The organism is Virgisporangium aurantiacum, from assembly GCF_016863635.1.
Classification (GTDB): Bacteria; Actinomycetota; Actinomycetes; order Mycobacteriales; family Micromonosporaceae; genus Virgisporangium; species Virgisporangium aurantiacum.
This window is the reverse complement of the sequence record NZ_BOPG01000030.1, coordinates 45,111-61,277: the sequence shown is the minus strand read 5'-3', so window position 1 is coordinate 61,277 and position 16,167 is coordinate 45,111. Positions and strand designations below refer to the sequence as shown.

The following is a 16,167-nucleotide window of genomic DNA, read 5'->3' as shown; positions in this document are numbered from 1 at the left end:
AGGTCGACATCGAACTCACCTCCTCTCGGCTGGTGTCGGAGGCATACGGTACAACGTCCGCTCGCTTCCGGACATCCGGCTTCATACCGCGCCTGGTGAGCGCCGCCCGCTGGCGGATCTGCGACAGATACCGGCGTTCGCGTCGCGGGTGGTCCAGGATGCCGCCATGAAGCCGATCATGCGGCGGGTCCTGGCTGTACCGGCGGTCGTCCTCGCGGCCGCCACCGTCGCGACCGTCGCAGCCGCCCCGCCGGCGTACGCGTCGACGGTGGTCGTCAGCACCACCGCCGACGTGGTGAACGCCGGCGACGGGCTGATCTCGCTGCGCGAGGCGGTGAACACGGCCAACGCCGCCGCCGGCGCGACGACGATCCAGTTGAGTGCCGCGACGTACCAGCTCAGTACCTGCGGCGCGGACGAGGACGCCAACGCGAACGGTGACCTCGACTTTGTCCCGGCGAAGGTCCTCACGATCGACGGCAACGGCGCGACGATCCAGCAGACCTGCCGCAACCGGCGCATCGTCCAGGCCCTCGGCGCGGGCGGCGGCCTGATCATCACCGACGCCACGCTCACCGGCGGGTCGGGTTCGCAGGGCGCGGCGATCGCCTACAACGGCGGTGACGTCGACCTGACCGGGGTCACGGTGAGCGGCAACAACGCCGGTACCGGACGGGTCATCGGCAGCCTCGGCCCGGACACCGGCGCGACGCTGGACATCGTGGACTCGACGATCGGCCCGAACACCGGTACCGGTGTGCACATCTCGTTCGGCACCGTCACCATCGTCGACTCGACGATCAGCGACAACACCGAGCGCGGCGTCGGCCTGATCGACGGTGCGCTGTCCGCGTCCGGTTCGACGATCTCGAACAACGGCGCCGGCGGGGTCAGTACCACCGGGCAGGGCAACGGCGTGTTCACGCTCACCGACACCGTGGTGCAGGACAACGGTGGTACCGGTGTGGTCTGCTCCAACTGCGGTGACCTGGTGGTGTCCGGCGCCACGATCACCGGCAACCACCCGACCGGCGCCGACAACGGCGGTGGGATCGCCGTGATCCTCGACCTGGACCAGCCGACCGACGCGCTGTCGGTCAGCGTCACCGACTCGACGGTCTCCGGCAACGCCAGGATCGGCGCGGGCGGCGGGCTGGCCGTGACGGTCAGCGAGGACACCGGCGAGGCCGCGACCACCCAGATCACGATCACCCGGTCGACGTTCAGCGCCAACACGACCACCAACACCTCCGCCGGCGCCGACGGGCGCGGCGGCGGGATCTCGGCGAAGTCCGGCGAACTGCGGGTCGACAACTCCACGATCACCGGCAACGTCGCCTCGGCCGGCGGCGGCGGGGTGTACACCAGCACCGGCGACATCTACCTGCGCCACGCGACGATCGCCGGCAACACCGCCACGACCGGTACCAACGTGGCGACCGGCGAGGACCTGCACGCGTTCGCCTCGATCGTGGCCGGCGGCCTGGGCGGCGGGATCGGCTGCTGGATCGCCGGTACCACGATCTCGACCGGGTACAACTTCTCCGGCGACGCCTCGTGCGTGTTCATCGAGGGTTCGGGCGACGTCAACAACGGCGGCGATCCGCAGCTCGGGGCGCTGGCGAACAACGGCGGCCCGACGCAGACCCGGCTACCGGCGGCGGCCGGCCCGGTCGCCGGCCTGCTACCGGCGGCCGCGTGCAACGTGTTCGGCACCGACCAGCGCGGTCTCGCCCGTCCACAGGGGACGAACTGCGAACCGGGTGCCGCGGAGATCATCGAGGGGCGGCGCAGGCGCTGAGACCGCGCATGCACGGCACGAAGTGGCGCGCGGATCGCGGCTAGCTCAATGCGGCGGCGTGACTGGCAAAATCGCGGCTGTGGCGATACGCGTCCTTGCCATCTTCCCCGAGATGGACACCTCAGCGGTCGAGCGATTCCGCAGTAAGTGGGATCCCCTCGCCGCCGCGGTGCCGGCCCACATCACCGTCGCGTTTCCGTTCGAATGGTCTGGACCGTTGCCATCGCTGGCGACAGCCATACAGCCCGTACTCGCCGCTTGTGCACCCTTCGCGCTGGACCTCCCAGCCTTGACGATTTGGGAGGACGAGTACCTCTTTCTACTCGTTGACGAGGGTCGAGAGCAGGTTTGCTGGTTGCATGAGTCGATCTACGGCCTGGCTCTTGATGGCGTGCAACGGCCATCTCATTTCGTTCCTCACATGACGGTCGGCCGCTGCGCAGAGAAGGCGGCGCTGCAGGCCGGCATCCGCGAGACGGCGGCGATGAACCTACCTTTGGTCGGCAGGGCGCTGTCTCTGACCGTCTACCGCCGGGACGAAGACGGCAGGCGAGTCCGCGAGCTGCACATGCCACTCGGCCCGGCTTCATGAGAGAGGGGACGTCCGGATCAGCCTCGTCGCCCACCTCAGCAGAGTCGAGCATGACAAACCGCGGTCGGCTCCGGTACGCGCGCGCCAGCGTCCGGACCGCGTCAATCCCACTCCGGCGAGATCGCGCCATCATCGGTGAGTCCGTACCTTTGCAGGAGCTTGGCGCGTACCGGATCGCCTGCCGTCAGCAATAACTGGGTCAGGTGACCGAGCGTGCCGGCATGGCCGTGGTCGGCTGCCACCAGGGCCAGCCGCTCAGCCTCGGTCGCGTTCCCCTGATCTCCCCGCCGCCAGACCAGGTCGTTCAAAGCGTCAGGGTTGCCGTGGTCGGCGGCCAGCAACGCGAGCCGTTCCGCCTCGACCGGGTCGCCCTGGTCCTCTCGCCGCTCGGCCAACCGTTTCAACGCGGTCGCGTCGTGCCGGTCGGCGGCCAGCCGTTCCGCCTCGACCGGGTCGCCCTGGTCCTCTCGCCGCTCGGCCAACCGTTTCAACGCGGTCGCGTCGCCCCGGTCGGCGGCTATGCGGTACAGCCGTTCGGCCTCGGACAGGTCACCGGCCTCTTGCCGCAAGTCGGCGAGCAGCGTCAGCGCAAAAGTGTTCCCGCGGTCGGCGGCGACGAGCGCGAGCCGTTTAGCCTGGTCACCGGCCCGTTCCAGCGAACGGACCAGATTGTTCAGCGCGAGCGGATCGCCGCGGTCGGCGGCCAGCAACGCCAGCCGCTCGGCCTCGACCGGGCATCCCTGTTCCGCGCGCCGCTCGGCCAACCAGCACAACGCGCTGCCGTCACCCCTGTCGGCGGCCATGCTGTACAGCCGTTCCGCCTCGGACAGGTCACCGGCCAGCGTCCGCAGCCAGGCGAACATGGTCAATGTGGCCGCGTCGCCGCGGTCGGCGGCCAGCAGCGCGAGCCGTTCAGCCTCAGCCTGGTCATTTTCACGCGCTCGGACCCAGGCCAGGCCGGTCAGTGCGGCGGTGTCGCCGCGGTCCGCGGCCAGCAACGCCAGCCGTTCGGCCCCGGCCGGGTCACCAGTCTGCTCCCGCGACTGGGCCAGCCGGGCCAGCGCGCGGGCGCTGCCCCTGGCTGCGGCCAGCAGCGCCACCTGCTCTGTCTGAGTCAGGTCACCGGCGGTCTGCTGCAACCAGGCCCGGTGGTCGGCCCCGACGGCGCTGGCACGGTCGGCGGCCAGCAGCGCCAGCCGTTCAGCTTCAGCCAGGTCACCGGTCTTCTCCCGCAACCCGATCAGTTGGTTCAGCGCGACGATGTCACCGCGGTCGGCGGCCGACAGCGCCAGCCGTTCCGCCTCGGCCAGGTCACCGGCGTTCTTCCGGAGCCTGACCACCTGATACAGCGCACCGGCCGCGTCCTTGTCCGCAGCCACCCGCCACAGCCGTTCGGCCTCGGCCAGGTCGCCCGCCTGCTCCCGCAACCAGGCCAGCCGGCCCAGCGCGATCGTGTCGCCGCGGTCAGCGGCAGTCCGATAGAGCTGATCGGCACGGTAGAGCCGACCGCGTGCACTGGCGGCCTCAGCGAGTTGGCGCAGCGTGGCCAGATTCGTCACGGTCGTGGCGACAGCGTCCCAGAACGCGCCGGGCGGGACCAGACCCGCGCGATCGGCGTGGCCGGTCTGCTCGAGGTAGTCGGCGAGGCGGTAGCAGGGACCGGCGGAGGGGTGGCCGGGTTGGGGACGAATGCGAACCAGCGGGCCGGGAATACCGTTGCAGGGCGCGGCGGTGTACGCGAGGGCCTGTTCGAGCCAGTCGTCTCCGGCCTGGTCCCATTCGTGGTCGGTGAGATATCCGGGAGCGGCCTGCTCCAACAGGGCATGCGGGATAGCACTGGGATGGCCGAGGCGGCGGGCATCGGTGGCAACGTCGATGATTGCGCGCGCAGTGGCTTGCGCGTTGGCGTATCGCTCCTGCAGGAGCGGAACACCGGCCAGGAACTGGGTGATGCGACCACCTTTCGCATGGGCCGCGGCCTGGAGTAGCCGCTCGTCGTTTCCCGCCCGCGCGAGCGCCGCGACCTCCGAGGCGCTGAAGCTGTCTGGAATCGTGACCAGCGCTCCGGCTGTGAGCAGGTCACGGGCCTGTGACAGTGGATCCGGTTGACGGGCGGTGGGTCGGGTCGTCAACGCCGCCCAGTGGTGCGGCCACAAGGTGGCGACCACCAGCACCGGGCCCCGGCCCGGGTCACCCAACAGGGTTCGCAAGCCGGCGGCGATCCGCTCGCCGAGACGGGGATCCGGTGGGTCGAGGTAATGCTGTGCCTCGTTCAGCCACACGATGGTGGCCGGTCCGACATGCTCGATCGCACCCGCAGCGGCGTCGGAACGTGCGGGGTCGTAGGGGTGCCACAGCCGCCATCGCCCTGGCTGTTGCGCCTCGATATACCGGGCGATCTCCCAGCAGGCCCTCGTTTTGCCCGTTGACGACCCGCCTACCAGCGTCACCAACATCGACCCGCCGTTGCAGACCTCGTCGGCGGCCTCGCGTAACCGGGCATCGTGGGCTCGTTCGACATAGGCCGGCAACTGATCGCCGAAGTCCCCCGGCGGCCCAACTGCGCCCGCAGACCGAGCCACGGTGATCGCTGGGTGTACCTCCAGAGCAATCGGGTCGCAGTCGGGGATCCGCTTGCCGAGCGGGGCAGGTTCGGGGTTTGGAGGAGCGATCCACGCCGCCGTCCACAACTGCCGGATCCGCTCGGCGACGGCGGCTGCATCGGAACGACCGGCCGCGCGGGCGAGAGCGGCGGCGACACTGACGACATCCCTCTCGGCGGCCGGCCCATCCCCGGCGACGATCTTTCCGATGGCGTCCTTGCCCGGGGCTCCGGGCAGCGTGTCATCGTCGGCAATCATGCTGGCGAGATCATCGAGTCGCGGGCAGCCCGCCTGTCCGTAGAGCAGATACACCGCGTCCCGCAGGTCCCGGGTCTGACCGGCGGGCAATACCGTGCGCTCTACTCGGCGGGTGCTCGGGCGCAGCCCGGAACTCATCGGTAGCAGTGTGCCGGACTCATCGGCGCTCATCGGCGTTCATCGGCGCTCCACCGGTCCTACCAGGCCCGGGTTGGCCCACGGTCGACGCTCGTCGGCACTCGGCGCGATCACCGCGGATGGCCTCACGCTCTTGTCAGCCGCCGAAGCCGGCTCATTAGCGTTCCCGTCATGCCAGGAGTGTCCCGATGTCCGCACAGCAGCACCCTAGCGACCCGCGTCCCGACGAGCACCGTCCGGACGGCCCAACCCGAGACCGGCGGACCAGAATGATCACCGCCGCGATCACCGGCGTCCTTGCCGGTACCGCCCGGTCCGTCACCGCCTGGATCCTCCACCGCCTCGACCTCTGACTCGTCCGGCCGCGGTCGGTGGATGGATCCGATCGTGCTCGACGGGCACGATCTGGATCAGTTCGGGTCTGGTGACCGCCGTGACGCAAGGTGGCGCAGTACGGTGCTGGTCTTCGTGTCCTGTTCCGGGTCGAGCCGAAGGCCGCCGTCGATGGCGGCCTGTTCGAGGCGTCTCTGTGCGCCGAGCGGATCGTCGGACACGAGGATCGAGATTTCGAGGAATCGGAGATCTCCGTCGACGTCCCACAGTTCGGCCGCGAAGCCGTCGTCGTCTTCGGGATCCCACTTTGTCGCGTCGATCGGCCCGAGCAGTTCCAGGTCGGTGAGCGGGATCATCAGTTCGCGGGCCAGTCGTCGCTGCTCGTCGGACAGCAGTAGTGGCAGAGACGGCGCGGGTGCCGTCAACTCGTCGCGTGCCGCGTCGCTCAGCTCGCTGTCCACCGACGCGGAAATGAGGCGTCGCCGTCCCGCCCAGTCGCCCTCCAACCGTGCGACCTTGCCGAACCCGGCGGTCCGCTCGCGCCAGGCCGCCGGGTCGATGCAGCCGTCCGGCCCGCGGAGTTTGAGGGTGGCGTCGCTTTTCTTCTTTTCGCGAATTCGTAGGATGATGCCGCGCGCCGAAAGGGGCAGTGCGGACGGACCACCCGCGCCGCGCCGATTCTCACCGAACCAGATGCGACGGCTCTTGCCCTTGTCGGGTTCGAGCTTGAAGACGCGTGTGGCGTCGGCGATCTGCGTGGAGTCGAAGCTCAGTTTGATCTCGACGCCGTCCACCCCGATGGGCACGCCGAGTCGACCTTCCCGCTCAGGCATGGAACCAGCGTCTCCTGCACAGAAGCGCCATGGCAATCGTTCCGACGGTTGGTTCGCAAACGAGTGCCGGCACCCCGGCGGGACTGGTAGAAAGGGACGACAACGGGTAACTCCTGCGGCCAGCGGCTTGATTCGGAGCTCGTCATGGCGATCAGTATTTTCGATCCCGGCGTCACCCGGGCGATCGACGACGCGCGGCGCGCGGCCTCGACCGGTCGGGAGAAGACCGTCAGCGTGAACGGATCGTCGCGCACTCTCCGGTATCCGTTCCCGTCGCCCACCGACTGGCGCGACTGCTGGATCTACTTCCTTCTCATCGACCGGTTCAACAACCCGACCGCCCCACCGCGTGGCGTGTGGAACCGGCGTTTCGACCATCGGCAGGGCGGCACCTTCGCCGGGGTGACCCGCCAGCTGGACTATTTGCAGGACCTCGGGGTCCGCGGTGTGTGGCTGTCGCCCGTGGTCAAGAACCCAGGGCCCGACTGGCGGTACAACTACCACGGCTACGCGGCCCAGGACTTCCTCAATCTCGACGAACGCTTCGCCTCGGACGGCACCCTCGCAACCGCCGAGCAGGAGTTGACCGAACTCGTGGAGCAGGCGCACGCCCGCGACATCTACGTCATCCTCGACGTCGTCATCAACCACGCCGGGCGCGTCTTCGACTACGTGCGCGACGGGCAGGCGGTGTCGACGTTCGCCGACCCCGCTGTCATGGACGCCCCGGCGGGCGCCGAGCCGCCCATCCGGTGGCTCGACGGCCTCGGTCAGCCACGGGCGGATTGGCAGGAGGTGATCCCGCCGGCGACGGTGTTGTCCCCCGACGATGCGGTCTACCCGGACGACCTGCGCAGACGGGTCTTCTTCCGGCGCCGGGGCACCAAGTTGACCGACCGGCCCGAGCCCGGGGGATTCGTGCGTGGCGACTTCGACGACCTGCGTCAACTCGTCGTCGAATACGATGCGACACCGGCGTCCGAAGCCGATCTCCGCGCGCGGTACGGCGCGAGCCCCGTGTTGAGCATCCTGATCCGCGCGCACAGCTACCTGCTCGCCCGATACGACCTCGACGGGCTGCGGATCGACACGGCGAAGTACGTGTCACCCGTGTACCTGGAGCGGTACGGCAACGCGATCCGCGAGTTCGGACACACCATCGGCAAGCACAACGTGTTCACGTTCGGCGAGATCTACGACAGCGAGTCGACCATCGCCCAGTTCGTCGGCCGCAACAGCAGCGAGACGCAGAGTTTCGGCATCGACTCGGCACTCGACTTCCCGCTGTTTTTCACACTGCCCGCTGTCGCCAAGGGGTTCGCACCGGTGGAGGCCATCCGTGACATCTTCCAGCACCGCAAGGAGGTGGAAGCCGGACTGCTGTCCAGCCACGGCGAAGCGGGCAGGTTCTTCGTCAGCTTCCTGGACAACCATGACCAGAAGGAGCGGTTCCGCCACCCGTCGACCCGTCCGGAGCAGGTCACGATCGGCCTCGCATGCCTGTTCACCTTGCAGGGCATCCCGCAGATCTACTACGGAACGGAGCAGGCGCTCAGCGGCACGCTCGACGCGTCCGGGTCACCCGACCTCGCCAGCAACGAATCCACCCGGGAAGCCCTCTGGGGTAGCCCGAACGCGTTCTCCCGACACGCCCAAGGTTTCGCGGACATCCAGGCCCTGGCCGCGCTGCGCCGATCCGAGCCCGCACTGCGCTACGGACGGCTCTACTTCCGAGAAGTCTCCGGCAACGGCACCGACTTCGGCCACTCCTTCGGCGCCGGTGGCCTGATCGCCTTCTCCCGCATTCTCAGCGACCGGGAGGTGACCGTGGTCGCGAACTGCCACACAGGCCAACCCTTCGACGGTTTCGTACTCCAGGATCCCGACCTGAACCGGCCGCCCCGCACCATGACCGTGGCCTACAGCAACACCGCGACGGGCGGCACGGCCCAGATCGTCCACATCGCGCAGGCACGATTCTTCTCGCAAGGCTCGCTCACCGGAATCGGGGCCGCCGCCGCACTTCCCGTACGTCTGGGGCCGATGGAGGTCCAGGTTCTCAGCGCACGATGACCGGGCACAGCAGCCACGGCTGCGACCGGGATCGACCGGTCATGGCTGCCGGAGCTTGCCGTCGATGCGGGGCCGGCGGGCGCCGTCGACCGCGGTGCAGATGCCGTAGATCCTGGCGTGGTTGGTCCAGCCGTTGACGCGTCCGCGGTTGTTGCTGATCTGCACGCGGGCTCTGCTGGTGTCGACGGCGGAGACGACGTGCAGGTAGACCGTTCCCGCGACCCGGGCCAGGACGATGTCGCCGATCTCGACGGTCGTCGGGTCGACCGGGGCGACCGTCACCAACTGGCGACTGCGGATCAGGGGCACCATCGAGGAGCCGCTCGGGCGGAACTCGACCGTGGCACCGGTGGCCACCCGACCCGCAATCGCGTCCAGCATTCCCATTCCGTACAGCGTGCACCACGTCCCCCGGGCACGACGAGGGATTAATCACCCGCCCGCCGCCCGAACGCGCAGACGGGCTCCCCGCTCACTCAGGCTCTGCCGGATCTGGCCAAATGAGGACTGGCGGGTGCGGATCGGGGCCGGTGTAGAGAGCTGAACCGAGTGGGTAGTTCAACGCGCAGTCGGTCGAGCCCACCGGCGCGAGATAGAGCCACTTGTATCTTACTTGCGTTGCCGGGTCGAAGAAGACCGCGAGAACCAGGGTGCTGCCTTCGGGAAACAGGTTCGGTCGCATGAGGTATCCGTCTGAGGAGACCACGTTCCCGTTGGCGTCCCGCCTGTTCAGGGCATCGTTCAGCGCGTCGGCCGTCCGGTCCCGGTCCGCGCGTGCTTTGCAGAACCGCGCCGGCATGCTTGATCGCAGCTCCGTCGGCACGCCGGCCTGGCGCAGCCTGGTCGCGAGCTGACTCACGTCTTCCAGCTGTTCCCACCGCAGCGTAAGTTCCACGGACCCGTCCGGCTTGACGGTGACGGCGTACGCGGCGTCGGTCCCGATCGGGCCGTCCCTCCACAACGTCGACATCACCACGCTCAGCACCACGCTCAGCGCCACGGCCGCAGCGCCACCGAACGCGATCCGGCGACGCCGAACCTGACGCGCCCTGCCACGTGGCCGTTGCGGTACCAGCCCGGGCTGTTCGGCGTGGCCATCACGTGCTGTCGCCAGGATGCCGGCGAGCATCGCCTTGGCCTCGGCCGACTCCGGGTCCACGCGCCAGTCGGCGACGGGATCCGCTTCGGACAACAACCGTGCGCTCTCCATCATGATCCTCCTTCGTGTGCCAGCGGCCCGAGCGCGGGCTCCGCTGGCGTGTTCCGGACCAGGCCCAGGGCGGCCGCCAGCCGCCGCCGGGCGCGGTACAGCCGGACCTTGTACGCGACACGGCTGCACCCCAACACCGCGGCAGCCGCGTCGGCGTCCAGGCCCTCCCAGGCCGCCAACCGCAGCGTCTCCTGATCACCTTCGGACAGTTCAGCCAGAGCCCGGCGCACCCTCAACCGATCGACCACCACATCGGCGTGGTCGGCCTCCACCCACTCGGTGAACCCACCCATGCGGGCAGCCAATCTCGCCTGCCGGCTTCTCCCCCGGAGTTCGTTGCCGATCAGGTGACGCGTCGTCGCGTACAGCCACGGCAGTGGTTCGCTGACGGGCACGTCAGCCAACCGGCGCCAGGCCACGAGAAATACGTCGTTGACAACGTCCGGCGCCCGATCCCGTCCCACCCGCCGTGCCGCGTACCGCATCACGGCGCCGTAATGCCGCTGGAACAACTCCACGAATCTTGCCCGGTCGTCCTCCACACCCACTCTGTTTCCACATCACCCGGCCGAGTTACAGCCCGGCAAAAGATTTGTAGTCGTCGCCGCACACCTCGGCGAGCCAGTCGTCGTGGAGGTACTCCATCGCGTACGTGTCGGTGTCCAGCAGGGCGATGCTGCCCGGCGTGACGCGCTGCTGCGGGTTGGCGCGCTCGGGCCGGCGCCGGTTGGTCTTCGGGTTGACCAGTTCGGCCAGCGCGTACGAGGTGGTGCGGCCGTACCGTCGCGGGCCGTTCTCGTGGTGGTAGTGGCCGCTGACGTGCAGTCGCGGCTGGAGGTGTGTGATGAGGTCGCTCAGTTTCGGCGAGCCCTGGGTGGCGCCACGCCAGTCCTGGCACAGGCCGAACGGCCCGTCGTGGGTGACGAGGATGTCCACGGTGCCGGGGGTGATGGTCAGCAGCAGGGCATGGGCGGCCGCGTCGAGGTCCATGTATCCGGGCTCCTCGATCCGGCCGAGGAAGGCGATCCGCTGACCGGCGACGGTGGTGACGTGCCCGCACTCGACATGCCGGAACGCGTCGAACGGATCCACCGGTACCACCGCGGCGGCCTGCGTCTCGTGGAGGCCGGCGAGCCATTCGAAGTCCTCGTGGTTGCCGCTGGCGAACAGCACCGGCGGCACGAGTCGCCGCGCCCGGCGCACCGCGGCGGCGAACTCGGGTGACGGGTCGAGTAGCCGGAAGAAGTCGTGCTCGGCGGGGTTTTCGGCGGCGAAGCGCCGGCTCGGCGCGTCCATCCGCTCCAGCGCTGGGTAGGCGCCCATGTCGCCCACCTGGATCGCGGCATCGAGCCGGATCCCGCGGCGTTGCTGCAGTAGCACCAGCGCGCCGAGCGCGTGCCGGACGTGGCCGTGGACGTCTCCGATGAATGCGATCTTCATGCGAAGTCCACGCGCAGCGGCAGGTGGTCGGAGGGCTCGATGAGCGACGGCAACTCGCTGTCGCGGGTGAGCTTGGGCAGGGTGCCCGGATGCGGGGTGAGCCGGCCGGTGGAATGCAGCAGGTAGTCGATCTTGCGGGGGCGGCCGTTGATGGCGCTGGTGTCCCAGGGGCGTTGGCTACGGCAGCTCTCGCTCATGCCCCGCTGCAGCGCGGCCGCGACCACGGCGCTCTGGGAGGTGGCGTTGAAGTCGCCGGCCAGGATCCAGGTGTCGTCGATGGCGACGCTGTCGCGGTGCGCGAGCAGTTCGAGCATCTGGCGCAGGCCGACGTGCTCGGCCGGCGGCGTCGGGTCGGGCTGCCACGCGAGGTGTGTGCATGCCACCCGCAGCGGTTGCCCGTCGAGCGCGAGCCGGACGGTCAGCGCGGCGCCGTCGGTGCCGCGCCGGCGGGCCTGGTAGCGCAGCACGTCGTGACCGTGCCAGGCGAACGTGGCGCGCCGGGCGAAGACGGCCAGCCCGTCCGGGCGCGAGTCGGGCCGGGTGTAGGCGGTGTGGTGGGTGGCGTCCAGCCGGGCCCGTAGGTCATCGTGGACCGCGGGCTCCACCTCCTGCAGGCACAGCAGGTCGGCGTCGAGCCCGGCGACGCGGTCCAGCAGCAGCACCCGGCGGCGCGCCGGGTCGAGGGCCTCGGGACGCGAGAGGGGATAGCGGTCAGGGTGGACGTGGGACTGGGCCAGCACGTTGTACGTGACAGCGGTGAATGTGTTCATCGACGAGACCGTACGCAGCGGCAACGGGACCGAACCAGGACACGATTGCGGACATCGCCGTGACCGACGACGTCTCGCCGTTGGGCTGCACGTGGCAGCGCTACCTCGAACAGCTCACCCACGAGCACGGCGGCTGGGCGGCACTGACCCAGCTGCTGGTCCGGCGGGCCGGGCCGCACGTCGGGCTGCCCGAGGATCCCGGCACCATCGAGCGCGGCCTGCGCCGGCTGCGCGTGCGCGGTAACGCGCCCGGCGGGCAGTACGGCATCTGGCTGCTGCGCTACTTCGGTGTACCGCGCCCGCTGGAGGACACCGCCCGGTGGATGGGGCAGTACCACAGCCGCTTCGCCGACCTGCCGCTGTCGCTGCGCGAAGCCCAGCTGTGGTTGTGGGACCGGCCACCGATCGCGGAGTCTGCGGCGGCCGGCTGGATCCACCTCGGCCTGGCCTCGGTCGCACTACGCCGGCGGGACCTCGACGCGGCCCGCGAGCGGCTGCGTCGGGTGGAGACGGAGGTGGTGGCCGCGCAGTTGGAGGCGGCGCTGCTGCGCGCCCGGCTGGCCATGGACGCGGGGCGGCCGGCCGAGGTGGAGCCGGTGCTCGACGGCGTCGCGGCGGGGCTCGAGCGGCTGCCGCCGGGCCAGGAGCGGGACTGCTACCACGCCCGCTGGGCCGACCAGCGCGCGTACCATCTCATCCACGCCGGGCCGGCGCCCCGCCTGCGGGAGGCGGCGCGGCTGTACCGCTCGATCAACGCCCGCAGCCCGGCCGCGTTCGCGTTGTTCCGGCGCGACCACGGGCTGGCGTACTGCTACTGGCGCCTCGGCGACCGGGACCGCGCGGTGCGGCACGCCCGAGCCGCCCTCGACCACGCCGGCGATGCCGGCCATCTGCGGATCCGGGCGCTGGCCCTGCAGCTGCTGGCGCACATCGAGCCGGCCGAGGCCGCCACGCTGCGCCGCCGGGCCGGCCGCATCATCACCGAGCTGGAGCAGACCGACCTCGCCCGGTGAGCTACTCAGCGGGCCTCCGGCCACTCAGCCGACGGCAAGTGCCGTCAGCAGCCGGGCGGCCGATCCTCCGGAGTCGTGCAGGATGCTCGCCAGTTGCTGCGTCGTTCCGTAGGGGCCTCCTGCCGCGCTGGCCGTGCGTAACGCCGCGTCGGCTTCCGCGTCGAACGCGGGCCGGGTGTGCCGCGATGGCCGAGCCGATACCCCAACCGGCTCAGCGATGTGCGGTACAGCCGGCGGTTCGGCCGCGGCGGTCAGGGCGGCGAGGTAGGTGATCCCGTGGTCACGCAGGATCCGGCCGGCGGAGTTGTAGCGGGCAACCGGTGGTGGGAGCGTCGCGCCGGCCCGGTCGAGATGTTCGTGCAACTCCAGCATGCTCAGCAGCACTTCGATGGTCCCCGTGTAGGGCCGGCCGAGCCGGACGGCCTGCCAGCGGGCGTCGGCCTCGACCAGCACCGGGATCGGATGCCGGTAGCGGTTGCCGCGCCGCCGGAACGGTCGGCTCGTCACGGCGGCGAGCACGAGACGACCTGCGCGGGAGCCGTCCGACGGCAGCACACCGGCAACCTTGAGGGCCTCGGGAGCCCACGGCGGCGACTCGTCGCCGGCACGGTACCCGGGTGACTGCCGGTCGAGGTGCACCGATCCCCGCACGTGCGCGGCAACCTCCACTGCGGCGCTGCCGGCCTCGGCAAACACCGCCGCGAGGAGGTGACCGACTCCGGCCGGCACCCCCCGGTGCCGGTCGCAGCCTCCAACGCGGTGACCCCGGCCCTGGATACCCATGAAGCTCCCGTACCCGTATCGCCCCACGACGCCCAGTGTTGCGAACACCGACAACAGGAGGATCCGATCGCTTCATCGCATTCCGCCGGTTGACCTCAACCGCGCTTGAGGACTCAGACTCGGGAGGTTCTTTGACTGCCGAGTAGGGGTGAAGCAACGTGACCGGAGAACGCGAGCCGCTGTACTGGAACCCGATGCCCCACATCACGGCCGCTTCCGAGCCCTCGCACGGTCCATGGTCGCTTGCGGACACCTTTCAGGGCAAATGGGAGGAACGGAACTGGCGTAACGTCCCTGGCCCGTTCTACGGCGCCATGACCGACAACTGCTGGGTCGGGCGACTCCACGCGCCACGACACGTCCTCTACGGCGACGACATCGAGTACGAACAGGAGTTCCTGTACCGACAGCCACGCAACTCTCACGATCTTCGAGACGTCCTCCTGGCCATGCAAGAAGATCCATGGGGTGGCTGGGCCTGTGACGGCGACAACCACTGGACTCCAGACCTGGTCCGCTCGTGGTGGCGCGAACGGGAACGTCTCCGCGAATGGATCAACGCCAAACACCGGCTATGGAGCATCTCCGACCACACGCCCGAACGAGAGGCCGCGGGTGGGCTCATGGACTACCTCACATATCTGGATGGCGACCTCGCCGCTGATCTCCAGGCCTATGTCTACTTCCTCGACACCGGTGCCAGCCCGACCCTCGACGACCGTCTACCGTCGTTGTGAACCCCGGCGCTCACCTGTCACCGGCGGCGGAGCAGCGCATAGATGATGCTGACCACCAGCCACAGCAGGCCGGCCGGCAGCAAGATGGTCAACGAGGGTGCGCCGATCGTCAGGGCCCACTCACGGGCAGCGCTCCGGTCGAGCGCAGCCGCGACGACGATGCCGAGCACCGCTACGCCGAGCAGCAGTAACGGCCAGCGGATCGCCCGCCATACATTCGCGTGCGAGGTCATGGTCCGATTGTCATATGCGCTTCCGAGCGACGGCTGGCCGGTATTGACCGGCAGCCTGCCCCGCCGGCCTGCAACCGCGTTGCAACACCGACGGGGACCCTGGCTCCCATACCGGATGGAACTCCGCGCACACCGTCCACAACCGGAGGACTCCAATGCTCAAACGATGCCTGCTCACGGCTGCGTTCGCGGTCGCCATGCTCACCGCGGGCGCGTCCCCGGCCGCCGCCATCCCGCCCGGCGAACAGCTGCTCGTCATCAACTACTACAGCAGTGGGGACCGGCAAAGCCTCATCGGCCAGAAATGGCGCGGATGCCCGGGCCAAGCACCCGGCCAATGGGGCCAGACATCCACACACCTGGACTTCCACACGGTGCCCTGCTGACCCGCTGCACGGTGGTCGAGCGTGGGTCGCGAACGTCTACGCCACCTCCGCGACGACGGCGCGCAGCCAGGTCGGCCAGCCGTCTCCCAGGTAGACCCGCTCCGGCACAAGATAGTGCGCCGTCTCGACCTGCCGGATGCGGTCGTCGCGCACGGGTAGCAGCGTGAACGTCAGGCTGAACGGCGCGGCCTTCCGGCCCAGCGTGGCCTCGACTTCCCCGACGGTGTTGGTTTCGCCGAGGTCCCCGACCGGACGGCGGTCGGCGAATGTGCCATGCGTCCGTTGGTGGGCGGTGCGCCAGTGCAGGAACTCGGTCCAGCGCCGGGTGACCGGGCCACGCAGTGCCGGCAGCCGGGCCAGGCCAAGGGGGTCGGGGGTGTCGTGGGCCGGCTCCACGTCGTCGTCCGGCGGGATCAGCGGCGGCCGCGGACGACGGTCCACGAGTGAAATCCACCAGGCCAGCCACTCCTCGCCGAGCCGGGGATCCTGGGCTGCGCCGAGTGGCGGCGGCAGGTCGCCCATGTCGAGCGGCCCGGGCACCAGCGGAGAGCGGGGCACGTCGATCGCTTCGACGTCGCGCAGCCACAGCGCGAATACGGGCATCGTCACGTCCGCGTTGATGGTGATCTGCCAGCTGCCGACTTTTGCGAACCGCATCATGCCCTCCCGGGATGAGTATCGATGACGCCGCGAGCATACGACCGCAGGAGGAACGTCCGCGGGAGCTACACGGGGCGTGGCGGCGTTGGGGTGAGAGCCCGTGATTCATGGCAGGACCCGCGGCGTCGATCGCCCAGTTTCCGGTCCACGACGCGCTCCCCCGGCAGGCACTGGTACCCCGGAACGTCCGGGTTCGTGCGGCGCAGTGGTCGCGCTCGACACGCCGACATTGAACGATGACCTCATCCGGCACCGCTCCGGCGGCGTGCCTCGGCCAGGCTTCACGCCGAGCCGACCTCGTCCC

17 protein-coding genes are annotated in these 16,167 nt (G+C 69.7%); 7 read left to right on the top strand and 10 right to left on the bottom strand.

The genetic code is table 11. The annotated features are described in order from the left end of the window. The first annotated feature begins 166 nt into the window (after positions 1-166). Both Vau01_RS23850 and Vau01_RS23845 read left to right on the top strand, forming a co-directional pair. Entirely contained in the window at positions 167-1,801 is a 1,635-nt protein-coding gene (locus Vau01_RS23850) for a right-handed parallel beta-helix repeat-containing protein (protein WP_203996486.1), read from the top strand. Between the two features lie 79 nt (positions 1,802-1,880). Beyond that, positions 1,881-2,393, top strand: coding sequence for a 2'-5' RNA ligase family protein (locus tag Vau01_RS23845; RefSeq protein WP_203996484.1), 513 nt, complete (start codon positions 1,881-1,883; stop codon positions 2,391-2,393). A gap of 101 nt (positions 2,394-2,494) precedes the next feature. Here the strand turns inward: Vau01_RS23845 and Vau01_RS23840 are convergent, their stop codons facing one another. Beyond that, a complete protein-coding gene (locus tag Vau01_RS23840) occupies positions 2,495-5,392 on the bottom strand; it encodes a hypothetical protein (protein WP_203996482.1) in 2,898 nt (965 codons plus the stop codon). Between the two features lie 188 nt (positions 5,393-5,580). Here Vau01_RS23840 and Vau01_RS23835 point away from each other — a divergent pair, with 188 nt between their 5' ends. Further along, complete coding sequence (locus Vau01_RS23835; protein ID WP_203996477.1) at positions 5,581-5,745, top strand: hypothetical protein; 165 nt, start codon at positions 5,581-5,583, stop codon at positions 5,743-5,745. 57 nt (positions 5,746-5,802) lie between these two features. Here the strand turns inward: Vau01_RS23835 and Vau01_RS23830 are convergent, their stop codons facing one another. Next, entirely contained in the window at positions 5,803-6,519 is a 717-nt protein-coding gene (locus tag Vau01_RS23830) for a hypothetical protein (RefSeq protein WP_203996476.1), read from the bottom strand. Between the two features lie 183 nt (positions 6,520-6,702). On the opposite strand from Vau01_RS23830, the gene Vau01_RS23825 reads away from it, so the two are divergent. Further along, positions 6,703-8,631 (top strand): alpha-amylase family glycosyl hydrolase, encoded by a 1,929-nt coding sequence (locus Vau01_RS23825; RefSeq protein WP_203996475.1) that lies wholly within the window; start codon positions 6,703-6,705, stop codon positions 8,629-8,631. Positions 8,632-8,670: 39 nt separating this feature from the next. Here Vau01_RS23825 and Vau01_RS23820 read toward each other — a convergent pair whose 3' ends face one another. From Vau01_RS23820 to Vau01_RS23800, 5 genes are all read right to left on the bottom strand, one after another. Then, positions 8,671-9,012, bottom strand: coding sequence for a hypothetical protein (locus Vau01_RS23820; protein ID WP_203996474.1), 342 nt, complete (start codon positions 9,010-9,012; stop codon positions 8,671-8,673). Positions 9,013-9,103: 91 nt separating this feature from the next. After that, positions 9,104-9,841, bottom strand: a complete 738-nt coding sequence (locus Vau01_RS23815) for a PX domain-containing protein (RefSeq protein WP_239151804.1) — start codon at positions 9,839-9,841, stop codon at positions 9,104-9,106. Beyond that, on the bottom strand, positions 9,841-10,389 hold the full coding sequence (locus Vau01_RS23810; RefSeq protein ID WP_239151803.1) for an RNA polymerase sigma factor: 549 nt from the start codon (positions 10,387-10,389) through the stop codon (positions 9,841-9,843). Before Vau01_RS23810 ends, Vau01_RS23815 begins: the two co-directional genes overlap by 1 nt. A gap of 25 nt (positions 10,390-10,414) precedes the next feature. Then, positions 10,415-11,281, bottom strand: a complete 867-nt coding sequence (locus Vau01_RS23805) for a metallophosphoesterase family protein (protein WP_203996473.1) — start codon at positions 11,279-11,281, stop codon at positions 10,415-10,417. Further along, positions 11,278-12,051, bottom strand: a complete 774-nt coding sequence (locus tag Vau01_RS23800; protein WP_203996471.1) for an endonuclease/exonuclease/phosphatase family protein — start codon at positions 12,049-12,051, stop codon at positions 11,278-11,280. Before Vau01_RS23800 ends, Vau01_RS23805 begins: the two co-directional genes overlap by 4 nt. 59 nt (positions 12,052-12,110) lie before the next feature. Here Vau01_RS23800 and Vau01_RS23795 point away from each other — a divergent pair, with 59 nt between their 5' ends. Continuing rightward, positions 12,111-13,064, top strand: a complete 954-nt coding sequence (locus Vau01_RS23795; protein WP_203996464.1) for a hypothetical protein — start codon at positions 12,111-12,113, stop codon at positions 13,062-13,064. Positions 13,065-13,088: 24 nt separating this feature from the next. Here Vau01_RS23795 and Vau01_RS23790 read toward each other — a convergent pair whose 3' ends face one another. Continuing rightward, positions 13,089-13,874 (bottom strand): hypothetical protein, encoded by a 786-nt coding sequence (locus Vau01_RS23790; RefSeq protein ID WP_203996462.1) that lies wholly within the window; start codon positions 13,872-13,874, stop codon positions 13,089-13,091. 131 nt (positions 13,875-14,005) lie between these two features. Between Vau01_RS23790 and Vau01_RS23785 the strand changes: the two genes are divergently transcribed. Next, entirely contained in the window at positions 14,006-14,584 is a 579-nt protein-coding gene (locus Vau01_RS23785; protein ID WP_203996461.1) for a hypothetical protein, read from the top strand. A 17-nt stretch (positions 14,585-14,601) separates the two neighbouring features. Here the strand turns inward: Vau01_RS23785 and Vau01_RS23780 are convergent, their stop codons facing one another. Further along, positions 14,602-14,817, bottom strand: coding sequence for a hypothetical protein (locus tag Vau01_RS23780; RefSeq protein WP_203996460.1), 216 nt, complete (start codon positions 14,815-14,817; stop codon positions 14,602-14,604). Positions 14,818-14,972: 155 nt separating this feature from the next. On the opposite strand from Vau01_RS23780, the gene Vau01_RS23775 reads away from it, so the two are divergent. Beyond that, positions 14,973-15,203 carry a DUF6289 family protein gene (locus tag Vau01_RS23775; protein WP_203996459.1) on the top strand — a complete coding sequence of 77 codons (231 nt, stop codon included), beginning with the start codon at positions 14,973-14,975 and terminating at the stop codon, positions 15,201-15,203. Positions 15,204-15,239: 36 nt separating this feature from the next. Here the strand turns inward: Vau01_RS23775 and Vau01_RS23770 are convergent, their stop codons facing one another. Further along, entirely contained in the window at positions 15,240-15,860 is a 621-nt protein-coding gene (locus Vau01_RS23770) for a hypothetical protein (RefSeq protein ID WP_203996458.1), read from the bottom strand. Positions 15,861-16,167: the final 307 nt, after the last annotated feature.